At 39.6% G+C, this 23,381-nt stretch carries 23 protein-coding genes; 7 read left to right on the forward strand and 16 right to left on the reverse strand.

The window, feature by feature from the left end:
• Nucleotides 1–3 precede the first annotated feature (3 nt).
• From cls (MKX52_RS16865) to MKX52_RS16875, 3 genes are all read left to right on the forward strand, one after another.
• Nucleotides 4–1,200, forward strand: a complete 1,197-nt coding sequence (cls, locus tag MKX52_RS16865; RefSeq protein WP_342491076.1) for a cardiolipin synthase — start codon at nt 4–6, stop codon at nt 1,198–1,200.
• A gap of 12 nt (nt 1,201–1,212) precedes the next feature.
• Nucleotides 1,213–2,175 carry a UV DNA damage repair endonuclease UvsE gene (uvsE, locus tag MKX52_RS16870; RefSeq protein WP_151021659.1) on the forward strand — a complete coding sequence of 321 codons (963 nt, stop codon included), beginning with the start codon at nt 1,213–1,215 and terminating at the stop codon, nt 2,173–2,175.
• A gap of 73 nt (nt 2,176–2,248) precedes the next feature.
• Nucleotides 2,249–2,503, forward strand: a complete 255-nt coding sequence (locus MKX52_RS16875) for a general stress protein (protein WP_088003321.1) — start codon at nt 2,249–2,251, stop codon at nt 2,501–2,503.
• Between the two features lie 26 nt (nt 2,504–2,529).
• On the opposite strand, the gene MKX52_RS16880 is transcribed toward MKX52_RS16875, so the two are convergent.
• The 3 genes from MKX52_RS16880 to cls (MKX52_RS16890) all read right to left on the reverse strand — a co-directional run bounded on the left by MKX52_RS16880 (nt 2,530) and on the right by cls (MKX52_RS16890) (nt 7,123).
• The gene (locus tag MKX52_RS16880) at nt 2,530–3,528 is read right to left on the reverse strand and encodes a S66 peptidase family protein (protein ID WP_342491077.1); all 999 of its coding nucleotides are present in this window, start codon (nt 3,526–3,528) and stop codon (nt 2,530–2,532) included.
• 271 nt (nt 3,529–3,799) lie between these two features.
• Nucleotides 3,800–5,515, reverse strand: a complete 1,716-nt coding sequence (locus tag MKX52_RS16885) for an ABC transporter ATP-binding protein (RefSeq protein ID WP_342491078.1) — start codon at nt 5,513–5,515, stop codon at nt 3,800–3,802.
• 105 nt (nt 5,516–5,620) lie between these two features.
• Complete coding sequence (cls, locus tag MKX52_RS16890; protein WP_342491079.1) at nt 5,621–7,123, reverse strand: cardiolipin synthase; 1,503 nt, start codon at nt 7,121–7,123, stop codon at nt 5,621–5,623.
• Between the two features lie 156 nt (nt 7,124–7,279).
• Here cls (MKX52_RS16890) and MKX52_RS16895 point away from each other — a divergent pair, with 156 nt between their 5' ends.
• Nucleotides 7,280–8,251, forward strand: a complete 972-nt coding sequence (locus MKX52_RS16895) for a S66 peptidase family protein (RefSeq protein ID WP_342491080.1) — start codon at nt 7,280–7,282, stop codon at nt 8,249–8,251.
• A 482-nt stretch (nt 8,252–8,733) separates the two neighbouring features.
• On the forward strand, nt 8,734–8,910 hold the full coding sequence (locus MKX52_RS16900; protein ID WP_342491081.1) for a hypothetical protein: 177 nt from the start codon (nt 8,734–8,736) through the stop codon (nt 8,908–8,910).
• 50 nt (nt 8,911–8,960) lie between these two features.
• Here MKX52_RS16900 and argS read toward each other — a convergent pair whose 3' ends face one another.
• The 5 genes from argS to speE form a co-directional block, all read right to left on the reverse strand.
• Nucleotides 8,961–10,634: an arginine--tRNA ligase gene (gene argS, locus MKX52_RS16905; protein WP_088003055.1), complete on the reverse strand. Its 1,674-nt coding sequence runs from the start codon at nt 10,632–10,634 to the stop codon at nt 8,961–8,963.
• Complete coding sequence (locus MKX52_RS16910; RefSeq protein ID WP_003215400.1) at nt 10,631–11,053, reverse strand: DUF1934 family protein; 423 nt, start codon at nt 11,051–11,053, stop codon at nt 10,631–10,633. The genes argS and MKX52_RS16910 overlap by 4 nt, the downstream gene beginning before the upstream one ends.
• A 124-nt stretch (nt 11,054–11,177) precedes the next feature.
• Nucleotides 11,178–11,525 carry a hypothetical protein gene (locus MKX52_RS16915; RefSeq protein ID WP_342491082.1) on the reverse strand — a complete coding sequence of 116 codons (348 nt, stop codon included), beginning with the start codon at nt 11,523–11,525 and terminating at the stop codon, nt 11,178–11,180.
• A gap of 78 nt (nt 11,526–11,603) precedes the next feature.
• Entirely contained in the window at nt 11,604–12,476 is an 873-nt protein-coding gene (speB, locus tag MKX52_RS16920) for an agmatinase (protein WP_342491083.1), read from the reverse strand.
• Nucleotides 12,477–12,545: 69 nt separating this feature from the next.
• Nucleotides 12,546–13,376 carry a spermidine synthase gene (gene speE / locus MKX52_RS16925; protein ID WP_012011597.1) on the reverse strand — a complete coding sequence of 277 codons (831 nt, stop codon included), beginning with the start codon at nt 13,374–13,376 and terminating at the stop codon, nt 12,546–12,548.
• Between the two features lie 225 nt (nt 13,377–13,601).
• Here speE and MKX52_RS16930 point away from each other — a divergent pair, with 225 nt between their 5' ends.
• Nucleotides 13,602–15,671 (forward strand): transglycosylase domain-containing protein, encoded by a 2,070-nt coding sequence (locus tag MKX52_RS16930; protein WP_342491084.1) that lies wholly within the window; start codon nt 13,602–13,604, stop codon nt 15,669–15,671.
• Nucleotides 15,672–15,804: 133 nt separating this feature from the next.
• Here the strand turns inward: MKX52_RS16930 and MKX52_RS16935 are convergent, their stop codons facing one another.
• On the reverse strand, nt 15,805–16,323 hold the full coding sequence (locus MKX52_RS16935) for a YwhD family protein (protein ID WP_217016005.1): 519 nt from the start codon (nt 16,321–16,323) through the stop codon (nt 15,805–15,807).
• Nucleotides 16,324–16,335: 12 nt separating this feature from the next.
• The gene (locus MKX52_RS16940; protein ID WP_342491085.1) at nt 16,336–16,998 is read right to left on the reverse strand and encodes a site-2 protease family protein; all 663 of its coding nucleotides are present in this window, start codon (nt 16,996–16,998) and stop codon (nt 16,336–16,338) included.
• Between the two features lie 107 nt (nt 16,999–17,105).
• Between MKX52_RS16940 and MKX52_RS16945 the strand changes: the two genes are divergently transcribed.
• The gene (locus MKX52_RS16945; RefSeq protein WP_003214939.1) at nt 17,106–17,291 is read left to right on the forward strand and encodes a 2-hydroxymuconate tautomerase; all 186 of its coding nucleotides are present in this window, start codon (nt 17,106–17,108) and stop codon (nt 17,289–17,291) included.
• A 320-nt stretch (nt 17,292–17,611) separates the two neighbouring features.
• On the opposite strand, the gene MKX52_RS16950 is transcribed toward MKX52_RS16945, so the two are convergent.
• The 6 genes from MKX52_RS16950 to MKX52_RS16975 form a co-directional block, all read right to left on the reverse strand.
• Nucleotides 17,612–18,271, reverse strand: coding sequence for an ABC transporter ATP-binding protein (locus MKX52_RS16950; RefSeq protein WP_342491086.1), 660 nt, complete (start codon nt 18,269–18,271; stop codon nt 17,612–17,614).
• 582 nt (nt 18,272–18,853) lie between these two features.
• Nucleotides 18,854–19,375, reverse strand: a complete 522-nt coding sequence (locus tag MKX52_RS16955) for a stage II sporulation protein M (protein ID WP_342491087.1) — start codon at nt 19,373–19,375, stop codon at nt 18,854–18,856.
• A complete protein-coding gene (locus MKX52_RS16960) occupies nt 19,372–21,111 on the reverse strand; it encodes a hypothetical protein (protein WP_144455329.1) in 1,740 nt (579 codons plus the stop codon). The genes MKX52_RS16955 and MKX52_RS16960 overlap by 4 nt, the downstream gene beginning before the upstream one ends.
• 85 nt (nt 21,112–21,196) lie before the next feature.
• Nucleotides 21,197–21,514, reverse strand: coding sequence for an uberolysin/carnocyclin family circular bacteriocin (locus tag MKX52_RS16965; protein ID WP_342491088.1), 318 nt, complete (start codon nt 21,512–21,514; stop codon nt 21,197–21,199).
• A 323-nt stretch (nt 21,515–21,837) separates the two neighbouring features.
• Nucleotides 21,838–22,650, reverse strand: coding sequence for a zinc-dependent metalloprotease (locus tag MKX52_RS16970; protein WP_161985303.1), 813 nt, complete (start codon nt 22,648–22,650; stop codon nt 21,838–21,840).
• A gap of 226 nt (nt 22,651–22,876) precedes the next feature.
• Nucleotides 22,877–23,377: a YwgA family protein gene (locus MKX52_RS16975; RefSeq protein WP_012011603.1), complete on the reverse strand. Its 501-nt coding sequence runs from the start codon at nt 23,375–23,377 to the stop codon at nt 22,877–22,879.
• Between the last annotated feature and the right edge of the window lie 4 nt (nt 23,378–23,381).

Consider the following 23,381-nt stretch of genomic DNA (forward strand, 5'->3'; position numbering starts at 1 on the left):
TTCATGATCGCATTGATCATCCTACTCGTACTCATTGTCATCGTATGTCTCATATTGTTAGACCTTTATATGGGAAAGAAATATTTTTCTACCCGCGCTTTTGAACGATCTTTTGAACAAACAAGCGGTGATGCCGTCTTTTATCATGATGGTGAGCCACTTTTTGATCAGCTGCTCACCGATATACAGCACGCCACTTCTTCTATTCATATGATGTTCTTTATTGTAAAGAACGACAAGATTGGTCAAAGGGTGTTAGAAGCCTTGAAAACAAAAGCGAAACAAGGAGTTCCCGTCTTTTTACTGACCGATCGATTAGGGTCCTATCCGTTTGATCAAAAGTCCATTGACATGCTGGAGAAAAGTGGCATCCAATTTTACTTTTTAAATAAACCTCGTTTCCCTTTTTTGATTTATCGGTTAAACATGAGAAATCATCGTAAAATCACGGTGATTGATGGAAAGATTGGCTATATTGGCGGATTTAATATTGGTGATGAATATGTTGGGAAAAAGGGACGGTTTGGCATATGGAAGGATTATCATTTGCGCATGACGGGGCAAGTTGTTGCAGATCTCCAGCATGTGTTTTTGAATGATTTATACCGGACATCTGGCATTCACCAGCTGCAATATGAGGTTTTTCCTGCTTTGGAACCGGGAACACTACAATGCACTACACGCGCGACTGCTGGTTTCTCTTTAGAAGCTTTGTTCCTGAAAGATATTCAGCAGGCGAGAAAACAGATCATCATCTGTACGCCTTACTTTATTCCCTCTGCTCCTCTACTGAATGCACTGCTTGATGCACGAAAGCGAGGCATCACGGTTGAAATCATCATCCCAATGAAAGCAGATCATCCACTTGTTAAAGAGGCTGGATTTCATTATTTAAAGGATCTCATTGCCTCTGGCTGCCTTGTTTATCGTTTTTATAAAGGATTTTATCATGCGAAAGCCATTCTGATTGATCAGAGACGCAGTATCATCAGTACGGCAAATTTTGATAAACGCAGCTTGTTTTTAAACGAGGAAGTTGACGTCGCTATTGATGATGTCGACTTTACTTCACACGTAGAGGGGAAAATTCGCGAGCACATAGAAGTGTCTGAGCTTATGACAGAAGAGAAATTGGCACAGCGTCCGCTTTTGTCACGTATGCTTGAATGGGCTGCCGCCATGTTTTCTTATTTTTTATAAAGGAGATGACCTATGCGTTATCGATTTGGTTATGTATCCAATGCCGTCACCTTGTGGGAGGCTTCTCCTGCCAAGTCGCTGACCTTTGCAAGATACAGCAAGCTCTCAAAGGAAGAAGGAAAAGAGGCGTTATTACGTACAACAAAGGCCAATCTCGTGAATACATTAAGAACGCTGTATTTCGCCATTGCTCATGATATCCCGCTTTACCGTTTTTCGAGTTCGATCGTTCCGCTTGCGACCCATCCTGAGGTACGCTGGGACTTTGTGACACCTTTTCAAAAGGAGTTTCTTGAAATTGGTGATTTGGTGAAACGGCATGGGCTTCGGGTGAGCTTTCACCCCAATCAATTCACCTTGTTTACTAGCCCTAAACCTTCAATCACAGAAAATGCCGTGATCGACATGACGTACCATTATCAAATGCTTGAGGCGATGAAGCTCGAAAAGGAAGGCTATATGAACATTCATGTTGGCGGCGCGTACGGTGATAAAGACTCGGCGCTTCAACGATTTGATGAAAATATCAAACAGCTTCCAGCGCATATCAAGGCGAGGATGACGCTTGAGAATGATGACAAAACGTATACGTCGTTAGAAACGCTTGGTGTATGTGAAAAGCATGGTATTCCCTTTGTTTTTGATTACCATCATCACGTGGCCAATAAAGATGACAATGCCGCGCTTGAAGACATCCTGCCAAGAATGTTCGACACTTGGACGAGCACTGGCATTCCGCCTAAAATTCATTTATCCTCACCGAAATCAGAGAAAGCTATACGTAGTCATGCAGATGGTGTAGATATGTCCTTTGTCTTACCGCTTTTTCATGCATTAAAACCGTGTGGGCGTGATGTAGATTTTATGATTGAGGCGAAGTTAAAGGATCAAGCCCTGCTCCGACTGGTCGAAGAGCTGTCTGCAATAAGAGGCAACAAGCGAGTGGGCGGAGGAACCATTGAGTGGAAACCATAGAGAAAGGTTTATCTCTGTGCAAACAGGGGTAACAAAGCTATTGTGAGAAAGTAATCAACAGGAGGATATGAAGATGTCTCAGATCTATTCAATCCAAATCGCTGCGAAAGCATTGAATTTACATAAGCTTATTTCTCTTTATGAAAAATGCCACGAGGCTCAACATCGTCTATATGTATATTCTAAGAAAACAATGTGTAACATCAAAAATATCGTAGAGCTTGAAACATTCAGGCTCACTCATTTAGAATCTGACTACTTAATTGTCGTAGAGGGAAAAAAAGCACAAGACCTCTTGCAGCCATTTGAAAAAGAGAAGGTTTCATAAAAAAGAGCAGCTCCTGGCTGCTCTTTTTAGATCCACTCTTTCGTCAACCACACTTGTTTTGAAGCTGCATCCATTTTCACTTGTGCCCCAATTGGCATCGTGAGCATCGGGTGCGTATGGGCACAGTCAAAATCTGCGATGATCGGTTTTTTTGTCTCTCCTAGCACCTCAAGTAACATTTCGTAAGGTTCTTTGCCTGTCCCCTCATCATCAAACAGCTCATGTTTCCCCAAAAGAATCCCTGATACCCGCTCAAATACTCCATTTACCTTCAATAAAGAGAAGTTTTTTTCTAAAACTGAAGCGGTTTTCATGCAATCTTCAATGAGGAGAATGTCTCCTGTTTGGATTGCTGGCATGAACTCACTGCCCCATATGCCATACATTGCATTGAGGTTTCCGCCAATCAACCTACCTTCTGCCTGTCCTTCTATGACGCACAGCCAATCGTTCGGGCGCTGCTTTTTATCACGCGTTTTTTCTTCCCAATTGATTCGTTCATCCGTCCAAAAAGGTGGTTTTTTGATTTGATAAGGAATAGTTTGTGACTGCATGAGGATGTCTTCGAACGACTGATACGTATAAGCGACGAACGGTTCAAACTCTCCAAAAGATGGGACAAGCGCCGGTCCGTAGAATACAGGCAGTCCCGTTTTTTCGTAAGCGGCTAAAAGAATTGCTGTCGCATCTGAATAACCGATCATGATTTTCGGATGTTGATTCAGTAGATCAAAATCAAGATAAGGCAGCAAACTATTTGAATTTGTCCCGCCAATCATTGACATAACGCACGCCAAATCGTCTCTAGCCATCAGCTCATTCAGCTCATTGGCTCGTTCTTGAATTGTACCTGAACGGTAGTGATCTTCTTTCCCTGTTAATGATCCTGGTACCACAATGAATCCTTTTTGCTCAAGCCACTTCTTCGCCCGCTCATACCTAAGAGGCGAGGTCGCTGATGCAGGACTTGAAGGTGAAAAAATACCGATCTTGTCGCCTTTTTGTAATCGCCGAAGCCCCTTCATTCCATCAGATCCTTCCTTCACAAGTTTTTTCTATCCTAACAAAAAAAGCCCTTTATCAAAAGGACTTTCAGATTGTTGACAAAGTGCTAAAATGATCTTTATTTTAGCACTTTGTCTTCTTTTCAGCGTGATAGAAAACCTTTGAAGTCTAGGAAGGCCGAGCACTGGCGCGGAGCGAATTTGACATTCGTGAGCACCGGCGCGCAGACCTGACAACGAATGCGAAGGTTTGTCTACACGCTGAAAGCCCTTTATCAAAAGGACTTTTTCTTTAATGACCAAACTGCGCTTCGTGCAGTCTGCTGTATACGCCACCCATTTGAATTAAATCTTGGTGGCGGCCTTGCTCTTCAATGCCTTCCTCTGTCACGACGATGATACGGTCGGCGTGTTTAATTGTTGCTAGGCGGTGGGCGATGACGAGTGTTGTCCTGCCGACGGCTAGTTCACTCAGCGCGTCCTGGATGGCTTTTTCTGTTTCTGTATCCAGTGCTGATGTGGCTTCATCTAGGATGAGTATAGAAGGGTTTTTCAGAAACATCCGTGCAATGGACAAGCGCTGCTTTTGGCCGCCTGATAGCTTGACGCCGCGCTCACCTATCACCGTATTCAACCCCTCTGGGAAACGCTGGACAAGTTCCTCTAAATGCGCACGACGTACAGCCTCCCACACCTCTGCATCGCTGGCTTCTAGGTTGCCGTACGCAATGTTTTCACGAATGGTGCCTGAGAATAAAAAGACATCCTGCTGCACAATACCGATCTGCTGCCTTAACGAAGACAACGTCATCGATTTTGTGCTTACACCGTCTATTGTGATCTCTCCTTCATCCACATCATAAAAACGAGGCAGAAGACTGCAAATCGTTGATTTCCCCGCTCCTGAAGGCCCGACAAACGCAACCGTTTCTCCTTGTTTGATCTTCAAATCGATATTCTTTAACACATGACTGTGTTCATCGTAGCCAAATGTTACGTTTCGATATTCAATTTCACCTTTCAATCCGTATACATCACGTGCTCCCTCTGTATCCTTCACATCTGGTTCTGTTTCTAGCAAATCAACATAGCTTTTAAAGCCCGCAATGCCTTTTGGATACATTTCAATGACCGTGTTGATTTTATCAATCGGTCTAAATAAAACATTCGTAATCAGAACAAATGCGATAAAGCCACCTGCCGTTAATTGACCTTGCAGGACAAACCATGTACCTGCGAGAAGGACAAACAGTGTCACAAGACGTGTCAGAATATAGCTGATTGATCCGTTGACCGACATAATTTTATAGGAAAGAAGCTTCGCTTTCCGAAAACGGTTGTTGTTTTCAGCAAAACGCTTTTTCTCGAAATGTTCGTTAGCAAAGGCTTGAACAAGTCGAATGCCTCCGATATTGTTTTCAACCCTTGCATGAAAGTCTCCAATGTCATTGTTGAGCTGTGTAATCGCCTTTGTCATCTTTTTATTAAAATGAAGGGCGAGCCAAATGATGACAGGCATGATGAGGAACGTTAAAATGGCCAACTGCCAATTAATCATCAGCATGACTGCAAAGGCACCAAGAATCGTCATAATGGCTATAAACAAATCTTCAGGACCATGATGCGCCACCTCTCCAATGTACATGAGGTCGTTAGTCATCCGTGACATGAGCTTACCCGTTTTGTTGTTATCAAAGAACTTAAAAGATAGGCGCTGAAAGTGATCAAACAGCTTTTTCCTCATATCTGTTTCAATATTGATGCCAAGCATATGCCCCCAATACGACACAATAAATTGCATAACCGAGCTGAGGGCATAAATGACAAACAGGGCAAGTGCCGTCCAGACAATAATTGTCCAGTTCCCTGTTGGTAACAATGTATCAATGAAGTAGTTCACGATAAGCGGGAAACCTAGTTCCATCAATCCAACGGCAACAGCGCAAAAGAAATCTAAAAAGAACAGACCTCGATAGGGCCTGTAATAGGCGAAAAAGCGTTTTAGCATATGTAAAAGAACCTCATTTCCTCTATAATTGATAATCATTTTCAATTATAGAGGAAACCTCATCAAAATACTAGATGAGGAAATGATTTCTTCGACTGGAAAGCCTTATAAAACACCAGAAAACAACCGAGCAAATGATTCCTTTAATCGCTCTTTTAAGCCTCTTTTATAAAAATGAACAGGTCCCATTTGCTCACATTCTTTCATATCTTCTTCATAATGGGCCATCAGCTGCTCAATGGGCTTTTTCGCGGCCATAAAGACATTGACCTCAAAATTGAGCTGAAAGCTTCTCATATCCACATTTGCGGTGCCGACAGAGGCAAGTTCTCCATCTGCGATCATCACTTTTTGATGCATGAAGCCTTTTTGATAGTGATACACCTTGATACCCTCTTTTAGGAGCTCAGAAAAATAGGACCTTGTGGCGTATTGTGTGAGAAAGCCATCATTGATCTCCGGAACCATCACCCGAACATCAACCCCTCTTGTTGCAGCAATTTTCAATGCCGTACGTATGGATTCATTCGGGACAAAATAAGGTGTCGCAATCCAGACAAATTGTTTCGCATTTGAGATGAGTGCATCATATAAATCACTCATACTTTCTTTCATATCAGGTCCAGTTGGTACAACCTGAATGACATCCTCTCCCGTCACAGGATGAGGCGTATGATACTTCGGATCGTCAATTAATACTTCATCTGATACATACTCCCAGTCGAGCATAAAAACAGAGTGAAGGGTTTGGACAGCCTCTCCCTTTAACATCGTATGCGTATCACGCCAAAAACCGATGTTTTCATCACGTCCGACATATTCTTTTCCGACATTTAACCCGCCGACAAATCCAGTTTTCCCATCAATGATCACAATTTTTCGGTGATTACGGAAATTGAATTTTTGATTAAAGAAACCATATTTTAAAGGCAGAAAAGGAGCAACCTTGACTCCCGCCTGCTTCAAGCGTTTAATATCTTTTCGAGAGAAGCGAATGCTGCCAGCCGCATCATAGATGAAGCGAACCTCTACCCCTTCTTTCACTTTTTCTATCAGAATCTCCATCATCCGGTGTCCAAGGAAATCTGATTTGAACATGTAGTATTCTATATGGATGAACGATTTTGCCTTTTTTAACTCTTCAAAAATACGGGGAAACGTCTCCTCCCCATTTTTTAAAATGTCCATATCACTATTTGTGTTCACATGCATGCCTGTTGCCTTTTCTGTGTAATGAAAAAAAGTCCGCTGATTTTCGGTTAAACTTGATTCATCAGGCTTGCTCTCAAGCTCAGATATTCTGCGTAGTTTTTCACGGTTGTACATTCTTTTTGATTTGAATAAATGACCTTTCACATAGAGCTGTCCCGAGAACAAATAAAACATATAGCCAATGATCGGGAAAAAGATGAGCACATACATCCATAAGAGTGTGTGCTGTGAAGTTCGGTTCTCTAGCATGAGTGAGATGATACTAAATAAAATAATGGCGATATAAATCGCTGCGTACAGTTGAACACTCCACGCTGGAACCGGCCACCAATACACCACATATGCCCCAAATATCATAAAATATAAAAATAAAAATTCCAGTCTTCTTTTTTTCACATTCTCCGCCCTCATTCGTTTCTGTCTTTTCTCTTCCATACCCTTCGCACAGCTTGTATGAAACGCACGACCTATGCCTTTCTTCTAGCTTTTACAGACTTAGGTCATTTGATCCGATATAATGGATAAATATGTGATGGAAAGGAAGATTTGTTTATGTATACACCCTCTCCTTTAAGAAAAGGCAGTCATCTTCGTGTCATTGCCCCAAGCCGAAGTGCCAGCATTTTATCAGAAGAAGGAATCGCTCAAGCAAAAAAACGTTTAGAGGCTTTAGGTTTCACTGTCTCTTTTGGACAGCACGTGTTTGAATGTGATCTTCATTCCTCATCATCTATTGAACACCGCTTGTCTGATTTGCATAAGGCATTCACAGATGATGAGGTCGACGGTATTTTGACCGCCATTGGTGGCTTCAATTGCAATGAACTTTTGCCTTACATCGATTACGACTTGATCCGTCAGCATCCTAAAGTTCTTTGCGGATACAGTGATATTACCGCACTCGCAAGCGCTATTACAGCCAAATGTGAGATGGTGACATACTCTGGACCCCATTTCTCCAGCTTTCAAATGAAGCAGGGGCAAGAGGAGCAGACGGCTATGTTTCAAGCCTGTTTGATGAATGACGGTGAGTCTTTTGATGTGACCCCTTCGACCAAGTGGAGTGATGATGCGTGGTATCTTGATCAAGCGAACAGGCAGTTTCATCCGACGAGATGGGGAATCTATCAGGAAGGAACAGCCGAAGGCACCTTGTATGGAGGGAACCTTTGTACACTGAACTTACTGCAAGGGACATCGTTTATGCCTCAAATCAAGGACGCCATCTTATTTGTGGAGGATGATGAGTTGGTCTTCCCTGAAATGTTCGCCAGAGACCTCACTTCCCTCTTGCAGCATGCAGAGTCCATTAAAGGGTTGATCATCGGACGCTTTCAGAAGAAATCCAAGATGACAGAAGAACATTTGAAGTTCATTTTAGATAAACACCCGATGCTTAAACACATTCCCGTGATCTACGATGTCGATATCGGACATACGCAGCCGGTTTTCACCTTACCGATTGGCGGAAACGTTCAGCTAGCGTGTGAAAATGGAGACGTGAAGCTGCGCATTCATTCATAACTAATAAAAGAAAAAAGCACCCGAATTGTGGTGCTTTTTTCTAAGCCACCATCTTTTTTTAGAAAAAGTGATCCAACCCTTCATCCCCTTCGTTAAGTAAATGTAAAAAGAAAAGAGAGGAGGCAAAAACATGTTCTCTGATGTACTTAGCCAATTATTCGATTCTATCTCTAACATTATTAACACACTTGGTTAATCTCATTAACGCACACATACTACATGCTTGCCGAAGGGAGGATACAAACTATGTTTTCTGATGTACTTAGCCAATTATTTGATTCTATTTCTAATATTATTAATACGCTTGGGTAATGTTCAACATCCGCTGTCTCTAGTAGATAGCGGGTGTTTTTTATTTAACAGATTCTGAATCTCTTTGTATGATTGGATTAAGTTTCACTTCAAAAACTCTCACCCTTTCTGAAGAGGAATTAGATGATAAGATCATCCACGTATTGGACTCATTATGGGAAGAGTATAAATTGTTTAACTATCAGATTATCAAGACAGAGCCCACAATATCCATTGGCATCGATACTTCAAAAGATATGGCAGGTTTGCATTCTGCATTAGAAAAGCAACTTCCTAAACAAGCATTAGAGGATTACGAAATTGAGATTTTCCAGAGACATAAAAGTGATCTAACAGCTGAACGATGAAAAATACAAACGAAAAACCCACTCTTGTTTAGAGTGGGTTTTTCGTATAATTACATCTTTTCCGGAGCCGATACACCAATTAGTTTTAATGCATTCGCAAGCGTAATTTGTGTTGCTTTCATGAGTGAAAGACGTGCTGTTGTTTTTGTTTCATTTTCTACATCAATGACCTTTTCGGCATTGTAGAAGCTGTGAAGGGCTGATGCAAGGTCATAAATATAGTTCGTCACACGGTGCGGAATACGCTTTTCAGCTGCTTCTGCTACCACTTCTGGGAAGCTGCCAATGATTTTCAGAAGATCGTATTCTTTTTCTGATTGAATGTGAGAGAAATCTGCTTTTTCAAGATTTGGCTCGTAGCCTTTTTCTTCACCTTGACGCAGCATGCTGCAAATTCTCGCATGGGCATATTGTGCGTAGTACACAGGGTTTTCGTTAGACGTAGAAATCGCTAAGTCTAGGTCAAAGTCCATATGTGTCGCCGCACTTCTCATCGCGAAGAAATAACGAGTGGCATCTAGGCCTACTTCTTCAATCAGATCACGCATGGTGACGGCTTTTCCTGTACGCTTACTCATCTTCATCTTTTCACCGTTTTTGTATAGATGAACGAGCTGAATGATTTCTACTTCAAGCTTGCCAGCCGGATATCCAAGTGCTTGAATCGCCGCTTTCATTCGAGGGATATAGCCGTGATGGTCCGCGCCCCAAATGTTAATGAGCTGGTCAAAGCCTCTGTCCAATTTGTCTTTATGATATGCGATATCTGGAAGCAAGTAAGTGAAGCTGCCGTCTTTTTTAATGAGCACGCGATCCTTGTCATCGCCAAAATCAGTTGAACGCAGCCACGTTGCACCATCTTCTTCAAAGACATAGCCTTTTTCGCGAAGCGTTTCCAGCGCTGGTTCGATTTTTCCGTTTTCATATAAAGAGGTTTCTGAATACCATACATCAAATGGGACACGGAAATTCTCAAGATCTACACGTAATTTCTCCAATTCGTATTTCAAGCCGTATTCACGGAAGAACTTCATACGCTCTTCTTCTGACTCGTGCACGAAACGGTCACCAAATTCATCTGCCAGCTTTTGCCCGATGCCTTTGATGTCTTCTCCTCTGTACCCGTCTTCAGGCATCTCTTTTTCAAGACCGAGCGCCTCAAAGTAACGTACCTCTACAGATAAAGCGAGGTTATTGATCTGATTCCCTGCATCGTTGATATAGTATTCACGGCTCACGTCGAACCCTGCTTTATCAAGGATGTTGCAAAGAGAATCACCTACAGCTGCTCCGCGGGCATGTCCAAGGTGAAGGTCACCTGTTGGGTTGGCTGAGACGAATTCAACTTGCACTTTTTGACCGCCGCCTGTATTCGTTTCACCATATGCTTCCTTTGCTTCAAGGACAGCAGGGATGAGCTTTGTTAAATACTGATTGTTCATATAAAAGTTAATGAATCCTGGACCTGCGATATCCATTTTTTCAATAGAGGCTTTCCCTTTATCAAACGCTTTGACAATGTCCTCTGCGATTTGACGAGGTGCTTTTTTTGCAATGCGGGCAAGCTGCATCGCCATATTGGTGGAGTAATCACCGTGAGTTTTGTCTTTCGGCACTTCTAAAAGGACATCTGGTACCTGGCTTTCATCAGCAAGTCCTGCTTTGACGACTGCCGCGATAATTTCTTCTTTTAACGCATCTTTGACCTGTTCTGCGATATTCATGAACGTAAATCCTCCTTATATGAAATCGATAATGTATGTAAATGCTTTTGGTCTTCCCCTGTCAGCATATCGTACGTAATGTGCAGCAGTCCCTTGTCCACATCCAGATCAATGCCATGTGTGTGCACATCAAGCTGTAGTGTACCGAATGGCATCGTATAATGTGTGACGGTCGTTTCTCCGATGAGAAAACGCTGCTTCATTTGAATGGCCCCTGATCTCATGACAAAAATTTCTTTTTCACTCATTTTCACAACGGTTTTTACTTGACCCATTTCATGTTCTTCATGGTAAGTGAGATACGTTTTGTCATTCTTTTCTTGATACGTTCCAGTCGTGCGGAATTCGATCGTTTCAGCCGGCTCCGTCTCTGGTTTCATCACTGACTTTACATGAATTGAAATTTGGTTTTGTGTCATTTTGCACTTCCTTTGCTAAGACCCGTTTAACTAAAATAGTATACCATATTCATGATTGCCTATCATCCCATCATTTCTCTTATTCACTGCGATTAAACTTCGTTTTTGATCTTACACCATCACTTTAGAAAAAAAGGAACACGAAACTCACTAATACCACCAATCCAGCCTTTATGCCCAAGTCTTTTCTTTTGATGAAATAAAAAAGAGCTTGTACGCCTGAACTTGCCAAAAATGCCTGAAAAAAATCAAATGGCACGATCTGCGCCTGCTTAAATACCACCTGCATGCATAGCGCAATGGCCGTCAGATAGAAAAAGCCTCGATCCTGAAACAGCCCCAACATCTCTTCCTTCGCTTCCTTTTTCGAAGCAAAAACAGGCGGCTCAGCTGCGAGCTCTCGTTTCAGCGTGAGGAAACCCGCCGCTAACACACAAAAAGCGAGAAACACCATCAATATAGAAGAAAACATGAACTGCCTCCTTTATTTTTTGATCCATGTAAAAAAAGAGCTTGTCCACATGAGATGACAAGCTCCTCTATCAAGTTGTTATTTCACAAATCCAAGCAGCATTTCGCGTAAAAGCTTGCTCGCTGTATTCGCTGTTTGGTCAGAATGATCGTATACTGGTGCTACCTCAACAAGGTCTGCACCGACTACTTGCACATCAGATCCTGCAATCGCATGAATGGATGCAAGCAGCTCTTTTGATGTAATACCGCCAGCATCTACCGTGCCTGTACCAGGTGCATGAGCTGGGTCGAGTACATCAATGTCGATCGTCACATACACTGGGCGTCCCTTCAGCTTTGGCAATACTTGCTTCAATGGCTCCAGCACTTCAAATTTAGAAATGTGCATGCCCGCTCCTTTTGCCCATTCAAATTCTTCCTTCATCCCAGAACGAATTCCGAAAGAGAACACATTCTCAGGTCCAATGAGTCCTGCTACTTTACGAATCGGGGTTGAATGAGACAGCGGCTCACCCTCGTATTCCTCACGAAGATCCGTATGTGCGTCCATATGAATAATGGCCAAATCAGGATATTTCTTATGCATCGCGCGGAAAACCGGCCAAGATACAAGATGCTCGCCGCCCATTCCTAATGGAAACTTCCCTTTTTCTAAAATACTGTCGACATACTCTTCAATTAAGTCTAAGCTTTTCTGTGCATTTCCAAAAGGAAGCGGAATGTCACCGGCATCAAAGAATGGTACCTCGTGTAGCTCACGATCTAAATAAGGGCTATATTCCTCTAATCCAATCGAAACTTCACGAATTCGGTTCGGACCAAAACGTGAGCCTGGTCTATAACTAACCGTCCAATCCATCGGCATACCGTATAAAATGACTTTTGCATCTTCCCATGTCGGATGACTTCCAATAAACACTTTTCCTGAATAAGCCTCGTCGAATCTCATGCAAGATTCCTCCTTTTACGCTTCAAAAAATGCGCAAACGGTCATTTGCGCATTTCCACTTCGCTTGATTTATTTGATTAAGTCGCTTACAAATTTCGGCAGAACAAATGCCGCTTTGTGCAATTCTTTTGTGTAATATTTCGTCTCAATATCAAAGAAACGGCTGTCTTCTACAGCAAGTGGATCATATTTTTTTGAACCGATGGTAAATGTCCAAAGACCACTTGGATACGTTGGAATATTCGCTGTATAAAGCTTCGTTATTGGGAAAATCTCTTTCACATCACGCTGTACATTTGTAATCAGCTCAGGTGTAAACCAAGGGTTGTCCGTTTGTGCCACGAAAATACCGTCTTCTTTGAGTGCTTTTGAGATTCCTGCGTAAAATCCTTTAGAGAACAAGTTCACAGCTGGTCCAACTGGTTCAGTTGAGTCCACCATGATGACATCGTACTCATTGTCAGCTTCAGCAATGTGCATAAAGCCGTCTCCGACTTTGACATCTACACGAGGATCGTCTAGCTTCCCAGCAATTGAAGGAAGGAATTTCTTCGAGTATTCGATGACTTTTCCATCAATATCAACAAGTGTCGCTTTTTTCACACTTGGATGCTTGAGGATTTCACGAATGACACCGCCATCTCCTCCGCCTACGACAAGAACATTTTCCGGATTTGGATGAGTGAAAAGAGGTACATGTGCCACCATTTCGTGGTATACAAACTCATCTTTCTCAGATGTCATCACCATACCATCTAAAAACAGCATATTGCCAAACTCTTCTGTTTCCACCATTTCTAAATGCTGAAAATCTGTTTGCTCTGTGTGAAGGGTCTTGTTCACCTTCAATGTAATACCAAAATTCTTCGTTTGCTTCTCTGTATACCAAAGTTCGCTCATTGTCCATCTTCCTCTCATCCAATAATAAACAAACATCTATTGTTAGCGCCTTTTAACGGCTATGACTATATCGATTGTCCAAGAAAAAAGTATAGTGGATTCATATCAAATTGTAAAGAACCGCATGAGTTCTCTTCAATTTTCATGCACGCTCTTTCAATCATTTGTTTAAAACGGTTTTCTTTGTTCCATACTGATAAAAAACCGTCAAAATGGGGGCTTGGCATGGACACAATCATGAGTAATAAAAAAATCCGCATGACCGTGAAAACGATTCGAGCCTGTTTTTTTATTGGCTTACTCGCTTTTCTATTTGCAGGCACTGTCTTTTTGACGATTCTTTTAATAGCCAAATGGCAAGGCGCCCCTTCTGTTCAAGTTCCCCAATCTACGACGATTTATGCAGCCGATGGTTCAAAGCTTGGAGAAACTAGCTTTGGAGAAAAGAGATATTGGGTGCCGTTAAAGGACATGTCTCCTCATATCAGACAGGCAGCTGTAGCTGTTGAGGATAAAACTTTTTATGAGCATCACGGCTTTGATGTGAAACGAATGGCAGGGGCTGCAGTGGCTGATATTCGCGCCATGGCTAAAGTACAGGGAGCCAGCACGATCACCCAGCAATATGCACGAAATCTTTATTTAGATCATGATAAAACGTGGAAGCGGAAATGGAATGAAGCCTTTTACACGATTCGCTTAGAACAAAACTATACAAAAGATGAGATTTTAGAAGGATACTTGAACACCATTTATTATGGTCATGGAGCTTATGGCGTGGAAGCGGCATCCCGTCTGTATTTCGGAAAAAAAGCGAAGAATTTGACCCTCGCTGAATCTGCCTTACTTGCCGGTATCCCAAAGGGCCCTTCTCTCTACTCCCCTTATGTGAATGAAGAGAAAGCCGGTGCAAGAAAGAATATGATTTTGAGGCACATGCAAGAGGACGGCATGATTACGAAAAAGGCAGCCGCTGAAGCCGCGATAGAAAAACTGTCCTATCGTCCTTTGCAAAAGAAGCAGCTACAAGCAAAGCAAGCCCCGTATTTTTATGATGATGTGGTTCGTGAGTTGAAGCAAACCTTGGGGCTAACTAAGGAACAGATCGAAACCTATGGCCTTCATATCCAAACGACTTTACATCCAGAATTACAGAAAATTGCTGAGAAGACGTTAAAAAGCACAATCGATTTGAAATCAGACATCCAAATCGGCTTTACTGCTATCCATCCACAAACAGGTCATGTACTCGCCCTCATCGGAGGAAGAGATTACGAGAAAAGTCCATTCAACCGGGTGACACAAGCGAAAAGACAGCCCGGTTCAACAATGAAGCCACTTCTCTATTACATGGCCTTACAAAATGGGTTTACACCAGCAACCGTCATGCGTAGTGAAGAAACAGTTTTTGAGCTCGATGATCAAGGAAGCGGTGCTGCTTATTCGCCAAGCAATTATCATGGCTATTACGCCAATGACGGCATTACGATGCTTCAAGCCTTGGCGCTGTCTGATAATATTTATGCCGTGAAAACCCATCTATTTTTAGGAATGGAGCAGCTTGTACGTGCCGGGAAAACATTTGGCATCAACGAAAAACTAGATCAAGTGCCATCACTAGCCTTAGGTACGTCTCCTGTCAAACCTATTGAAATGACCAATGCTTATGCCATGCTTGTCAATGGCGGAAAACGAGTCAAACCCACCTTTATTACAAAAGTAACGGATGCAAAAGGCAACGTGCTTTTTGAAGAAAAGCAAAAACGAGAGCAAGTCTTAGATGAAAAGGCAGCCTTTGTCACCACCGACATGATGTCAGGAATGTTCAATGATCAGTTAAACGGCTATACGAGTGTCACTGGTCGCACCATTATGAAGGATCTCACGCGAACATACGGAGGAAAATCAGGGACGACAGGAGCCGACAGCTGGATGATCGGCTTCTCTCCCCAGCTCGTGACAGGTGTGTGGACAGGCTATGATAAAGGGCGAACCATTGACTCGGTCGAAGAAACAGCCTATGCAAAAAAGATATGGGCATCTTTTATGGAATCAGCCCTCTCTAAACAGCCAGCGTCCTCCTTCATGCCACCAGACGGCGTAAAAGGTGTGTATATCAATCCAAAAACCGGCGATCTGGCAGGCCCAGGATGTGAATCAAAGGTATTTACCTATTTTATAGAAGGAACGGAGCCGACAGGTGTGTGCTACGGCGCTGAGAATAAATCTTCTGAGGATCATCCAGTTCAAGATCAAAAGCCAAAGAAATGGTGGGAAAAGTGGCTGAAACGTTAAAAAAAGAAAAAAAGACATGAAAAACCCCGAGATTTGCATCTCGGGATTCTCCATGTCCTAGCTTTAACACCAGTTTACTCAAAAATCAGCTGGAATTGGTAGCAATTCGCCATTCTTCACAAAAATTTCACAATTATTCAGGGACAGCCAATCCTTCTTTTAATTCATCTGTGGATGCTTCCCATAGTGCTTCATTATGACTCTTCAAGAAATCAGCCAGTACCTTTTTCGATACATTATCCATATGACTGACAACGATTTTTCGCTTCATTGATTTATCCATTAAATTCACATGCTCTGGAAGCGACTTATACCCTCGGCGGATTGAACGATCAACGGTCATTTCGCAAGCCGTGACACCCGCATAGTAAGGACCTTCTTCTCTGCGGTCAATGGTCACCCATACGAGCCAATACGGTTTTCCGTTCGGCACTTCTTCTTTTGTTTTCAGAAATTTAATTCCTTTTTCAACGGCACTTCTCGCATGCATAGCACCAATATCAATGACAGCTTCCTTTTCCTCTACATCAATGATCACCGGCGAAATGTTATCCAGGCTGAGCGCACCCGCTCCAAAGCCTCCGTGTCCGTCTGTTGCATCTGTTTTTTTAATGATATTAAAACCAATTGGTTTCTTCTTTTTACCTTCCATTCATTAAACCTCCTAAAGCAGCGGCTTCAAAATAAGTCCAAACCATTGAATGATTTGATCCCGCATTCCGATCAATGGACCAAAAACAAACTGTCCTAGCGGCGTAATCACAAATATGAGAAAGATAATGATCCCATATTGTTCAAATTGCGTCATTTTCGCCCGGATACGGGGGCTGACGACGTCCTCAATAATACGATACCCATCCAGCGGTGGAATTGGCAATAAGTTAAACAGGAACAAAATGACGTTCAAGTTAATAAAGATTCGGAAGAAATAATCGATCCCCGGCTCAAAGCGCATGAGCGACTCCCCGCCAAATTTTTGAAGAAGGACATACACGAAAAAGCCTAGAAATGCCAACACCAAGTTACTTAAAGGGCCAGCAATCGAGACGCAGATTCCTGCTAAGCGCGGGTTTTTAAAATGGTAACGATTCACAGGCACAGGTCTCGCCCAGCCAAACCCAGCGACAAAGATCAAAATCGTCCCAAATACATCAAGATGCTTCAACGGATTTAATGTGAGTCTCCCTTGGTTCTTAGCTGTCGGGTCTCCGAAACGATACGCAACATATGCATGCGCCAACTCGTGCATCGTAAATGCAACAACAAGTGTAATGGCGACATATGGAATCAGTTCTAATGGATACACAAGAAATTGGTTCAAAGGCATGAATCCCTCTTTCTTTCTATACAATGATTTACTTCATTCAGTATACTATAAGAAGTCCCTTAAACTAAAGGGAAGCGTAGCATTAAAGGAAAAAGGAGGTTTTCGCATTGCCGATTGTCACCGTACAAATGCTTGAAGGAAGAACAGACGAGCAGAAAAGGGCGCTTGTGGAGAAAGTCACTGACGCTGTTGTTGAAACAACAGGCGCAGGTGCAGAAAAAGTCTCTGTTATTATTGAAGAAATGAAAAAAGAACACTATGCCGTAGCAGGAAAGCGAATGAGCGATCTTTAAGCATCTTAACAGACGACTTTTTTTAAAAGAGCCTGCCTTCAGCTAGCTTGTAGACATCCCCGCAGTCCTGAGCACTGTGATCATGAGTGTCACATACTGAAAAGAAGAGAAAGGGATAAAATAAAGTTCATTTTAGCCCTTTCTCTTATGATTTTTTTTATCAACTATTTTCATAATGCTTGTAGCAGCTAAAGTTGATGAAAAAACAATAATCAATTTACCTACAATAATTTTATAACCACCTGTAAATACAACAATTGCTATGACAGTGATTGAAATTATTAATAATAATATAAATAAGTTCCTCAATTTAATAACCCCTAACTAGAAAAAGTATTAATAAGTTTAGTGTCTTGAATTAGATAAGTCTTATCTGCTAGAGTCTCTCTTAAGTGCTCAGAATGAGTGATTATAATGATAGATTTTGCATATTCTTCTTTGTATTTTTTAATAAGATCAATTACCGTTTTCTGTGATTGGATGTCCCAAGACATGAATGGCTCGTCTAATAAAAGAAGATCTGGTTGTTTCGAAATACTTCCAATGAAGAAAAGTTTATCTTTCATTCCTTCAGAATAATGCTCAATCCTAGTTTCTAAATGCTGATTCATACCTAGTTTATCAGAATAGAAACTAACATTTCCCCAAAATAGTTTTTTAGGCACATCCCAAAGATTTCTGATTAACTCTAAATTCTCTTTGCCTGTAAGAATATCATATAGTAAATGATTGCTTGGAATGTAAGCAATATTTCTTTTATATTCATTTAAATTATCAACGGGGTTATTCTTAAAATGAAGTTCACCTTGAAATTCAGCAATACCTGCGATCACCTTTAATAAAGTAGACTTTCCAGCACCATTTGCGCCTAAAATACAAATAATTTCATGTGCATAGAGATCAAGATTTATGTCCTCTAATATTGGCTTACCTTTATTGTAATAAAAACTAACCTTTTTTAAACTTAGCAATTTAGACATTAATTAAGAATCCACCCCCAAAAGATATAAGGTTAAAGAGGAAGAGTACAATACAAAAATTCAAGCTTGCTTTCTTAGAATATCCAACAAAATTGAGTAATCCTAAAAACAAAACTCGAGAAGCCCATACTACTGTTATGAAAGTTAAAAGAACCACCATGAACATGATAAAAGAATTTTCAAACATAAATATTAAATTTATACCGACTGAATTCCCAAAAAATATTAATGAGTTGTAAGTCAAAATGACAACAAAGAAATGACTTATTTTTAATGTAGGGTGGAAAAAAATCATGACTATTAAATACACCAAAGAAATAATAAAATTAATGATTAAGTAAAAAGGTGTGAACACAAAAGCAATAAAGACATATAGAGCGAAGAAGTTGTAATTTTCACTACTAGGGAGAATTTGCACGATAATACAAGTTACAAAAAACATATTGAATAAAATAATGATTAAGTTTTGAAACAATATTGATCTACTAGTTACTTTTTCTATATTTAACGTTAAATAATTCTGGGGTTTAAAAACAAGTTGCATCTTTTCCTCCTAAAATGAAATTTTTAACCTAGTTATATTCAAACCCAACTCACAAAATCTTCAATTATCGCTCCAAGAAATAAAAATGATGTTGCGATGAAGAGCATTATGAAACCCTCTCTAATCATTTTTAAATAATTAACTTTACGAATTTCACCTTGCAAAAATCTCAAAAATATCACTCCTGTAAACATTCCAAGGACTGAGAAGGATAACAAACCAAACAACTCAATAAAAAAGTGTGGCAGTAATCCTGTAAACAAAGATTCTATATTTCCTTTAATTATCAAACTATTAATTGTATTACCGACAACATAACCATTCATACACATTACAAATATAGGAATAGCACCACACGTAAATAGTCCACCAATTAGACAAAGTAAACCAACATCTAGATTATTTAGAAATATGCTTCCATAATATACACTATCAGAATTAGATTGAACCGAACCTCCTTTTCGAAAAAATATACCACCCAAAACACCTGCAAAAAATATTATTATGAATAAAATATAGATATTCTTCCATCTTTTTAAGATGTTAATTAATTTAGTCAAAAAATACCTCTTTCTATCTTCTCAATTCCCTTTTCAATAATTTTTTTAGATATTATTTTAAACACAATCATTGATAACATGAAATAAATAAAATAGTACCAGTCAATATAATGAATCCATTTATAAATAGGTACAAATATGTTTATGAAGCTAAAAATTAAAAGTGGAACTAGTATAAAGTTTCTTGGTAGACTTTGAGACTTAATATGCAATATTTTTTCATCGTATGTACTTCCAACTTCCTGTATATCATCAAAAGAAAATTTAGAAAATAAAGGAGCCATATACAATTGAATGAGTGGTGATATTTTATACACAGCAAACAACAATATAAATATTTGCAAACAAGATATCAAATTCAATTCTTTCATTAAATTGATAACAATTAAAGATATGATGATATTAATAACAAGAGGTATAAATAAACATACTTCCAACAATTTTATTTTAGATTCAAATAATTTTTCTACACCATTTGGAGACGTTTTTAACAAATGGATACTTTTACCTTCAGAACCTAAAAAGAATACTTGAGGATACTCATAAGAAACTTCAAAGCAATGAATAATTATTGTTAAAACATTAAAGAGAAGTAGCATTGCCATAATGAATGAACTGTTATCAGAGTTTTCCACTATCCCTAATAAAACCCCACAATAAAAAAAGCCTTCTAACGAATATATAATAATAGAAAAGACTCCTGGTGATACGATCCAACGTTTTCTTTCTAAATTAATAAGCTCTTTTTTAAACAGAAAATTATTCTCTGCTCTGAAAATCTTATTTACTAGTTTTATATAAAGTGTTAACCAATCAAATAATTCCTGCTTAGATTTTATTTGTTCATTTTTATAATAATTTGGATAAAAATAACGTGTAATAAAGACAATACACATCGTTAAAGCAAAGAATACCAATATTAATATTGGTAGGTTAATAGAATATATAATACCGTCGTAAATACTCGCAATAATTTTTTTGAAATAAACAAAATTCCCCTTGAATTCTTGAACAAATATATTTTTCACACGAATCCAATAGGAATCATTTAATAGCTGTTCTACATTTTTAAATGGTTCTCTTAAAGCAAATATTAGTTTTGCGAATTGATGACTCATTATGTATCCAAGAGTCATTAAAACACAGGAAAAAAACATATATATAACAAATCTAAAGAAACCAATTTTATTTTTAATTTTATATGTTTGATACTTCCCCATTAAAAGATTCGAAATTATAAATGTGAAGAAAATAAACAAAATAAGATTGGAATTTAGCAATAAAAAAAAACTTAAAGGTATTTTCAAAATAAAATAGAGACATACAATTGCTGTTATTAAAATATTTCCATATTGCATCAAAAACCAAAGCAGTTCTTCAGTCAGTAGTAAAACATATATTTGTCGCTGACTTAGTGGAGTTGTACTCAATAGATCCTGATATATTGAAAAATGGGTCCTTCTATATGTTGAAATTCCACTAGTTAGAGCTAAGAGGAATAATAAAAGGAATATCCCAAATAAGAACATTTCATTCCATTTATCAACAAAAACACCGTACTTGTTATATAAAAAAAGGATTAGGATGATTGAAAAAATAGTGTGAATAATCATCTTAAATATAGCAATATTTTTTATCCTCTTAAAAAAAGGAATAAACTTTAGTAAAAAGGAATAGTCTTTTTCAGCACGCATAATCAAATGGATTTTTAAAATATTTATGTATCTTGTTATCACATGAATAACTCCTAAAATAATATTCCCTAATGATCTCATTTCATTCTAATAAGAGGACTTCTCCTCTTATTAGAATAATTTTACCTTACCAAGCAATAAAGGCCTTTTTGCCTCTTTCTCTAAGTTGTTCTTTAAGATAGACTGTAAGTGCTTGTCTGCCGGCATTTGCAATTAGTCCTAATCCCCCGGTTAAAAAACCTGATAATATACCGATTATGACTGAAGCTGTTGCCCCCATGTCTAGGTACCAAGTAATTGTACTACCTACTGCTGACGGAATACCAAACTCTTTAGTCAGATAAGCAATAGGTAAGTTCCCCATCGCAAAAAAGTAAGCAAATAATAATGCAATACTCGCTAAAAGTAAGCCTGAGATTTTGAAAGCATTCACTCTTGCTGTCATTTTATTTCACCCCCTCCATCTGATTATAGATTTGAAACATAATAGAATTTAATCATAGTTTACTTTAAATAACAAGTAAAATTTAACTTTTTTTCAAAATAAAACCTTATTTAAGATAAGGATCTTTCTCACCACATTATTATAAATAGTATTTAGACACTTTAGATGCGAGATCATTGTCAAATTATATATTCTGAACATCCAATCAAAATATATTTATTTTCTAATAAGTATTTTAAGAGAAATCAAAGGGTTAAAATAACTTCACTCTAACCCTTTGACAATAGTTTATGATTTGTTCTTGAATTACATCATACTAGCTCTTATCTGTACCACGCTTTGTTACGGTTCACTTGATTTTTATGAGCCGCATCAAAGAAATCGACTGTGTAGGAATAATCATAATTCATTAAGCAGACAATGCCGCTGCCTTGAGGATCATGTGGTAAGCCAAAGTTATGACCGTATTCATGCGTAGCCGCTTTTGCAGTATTCGCTGTTCCTTGATCAAGGTTAACGGCGAATGCACTTCCGCGTGGTGCACTATTGTATACATACGCGATTCCGCCCGCATCAAAGTTTGGATTAGCTGTAAAGCCAGTGACAAAATCGTATCCTCTGCCATCAAAGCTGCGTGACAGGTTAGATAAAATTTGCTCTGCATTTGATCCAGAAGATGTCCAAGATCCTACTGCTTGTACGACAAAGTCGACATCATGATCACGGTTAAAGGTGACGTCCGCTTGCTCGATGATGCTGACAATGCGCGTCTGCCAGTCACTATATTTCGCACGATACTGCGCATCTGCTACAGCATAAACCGTTACTTTTTGACTGCCTGTGCTTGCCTTTGTTGAAATAGAATCCCCTGTATTCGCCTTAAAGGTTCTAGAGCCTACTTGCTTACCAGACTCATCTAATACCTTTGTTGTCACATCTCGTTCAATTGGAGGTGCTTTTGTCAAATCTTTAAAATCGTTTGCCTTTGGCAACCCCTCACTAATATGTGTTTCGAATGGCGTATGACCATGATCATGCCCATGACCAGCACTCGCGACTGGTGCTGAAGCTGAACTTACTCCCGGTAACAAACTACCTACCAATAAAAATGACAAAAAGACTGAACGCTTTTTCATTCCTATCCCTCCTTTGATTTTCACAAAGTTATATATTCACTGAAAATTCACCATTTTCCTTCTATTCAGTCAAAAACAGGGAATTAGATACACAGGAAGAAAGTCGAAATACGTCATATTCACTAATTTTCTGAATCGTTCAGTACACATTTCATCGAAAATTAGCGCTTTTGGTCTAGGTCTTACAAAAACAAAAAAAAGCCCTAAATGCGGGGCTTTTGTGAAGCTAGTTCAATTCCTTCAATTGATCAATATAAGCAAGAGCATCCTCAAATTCTTCGTCCGTATAGCGCTGCTTGCTTTTAATAGTGAAGACCTTTTCCTTTACCTCATCTTCTGGCAGATCATCAAAGTATAAAATCGTAGAGACGAGCTCTAGGAAACGAGACGACTGCTCGTTCATCTGCTGCGTCAGTACTTTGAGGTCAGGCATGTCCACTTCACACTGGTCGAGAAATTCTTTCCCATTGTCCGTCAGCGAATAGCGATATTGATAGTACCCGCCTTTTTTTTCCTTCATTTCGTCCAAGAATCCAAGGTTGCACAACTCTTCAATTCTGAGCGTCAACTCCTCTGAATAGGGGCCATAAAAGTGAAAATCGTATTTCTCGTAAAAAGGCAAATCTAGCTTTTTTGCTATGTAAATCATCTTTTGCAGCTTCTTCCGTCCAACGATTTCCCCAGATTCAGAGAATACCTTCATCAACTTTGCATGCTCTTTCAACAAATTC

Source organism: Bacillus sp. FSL R5-0422 (genome assembly GCF_038610765.1).
Classification (GTDB): Bacteria; Bacillota; Bacilli; order Bacillales; family Bacillaceae; genus Bacillus; species Bacillus pumilus_O.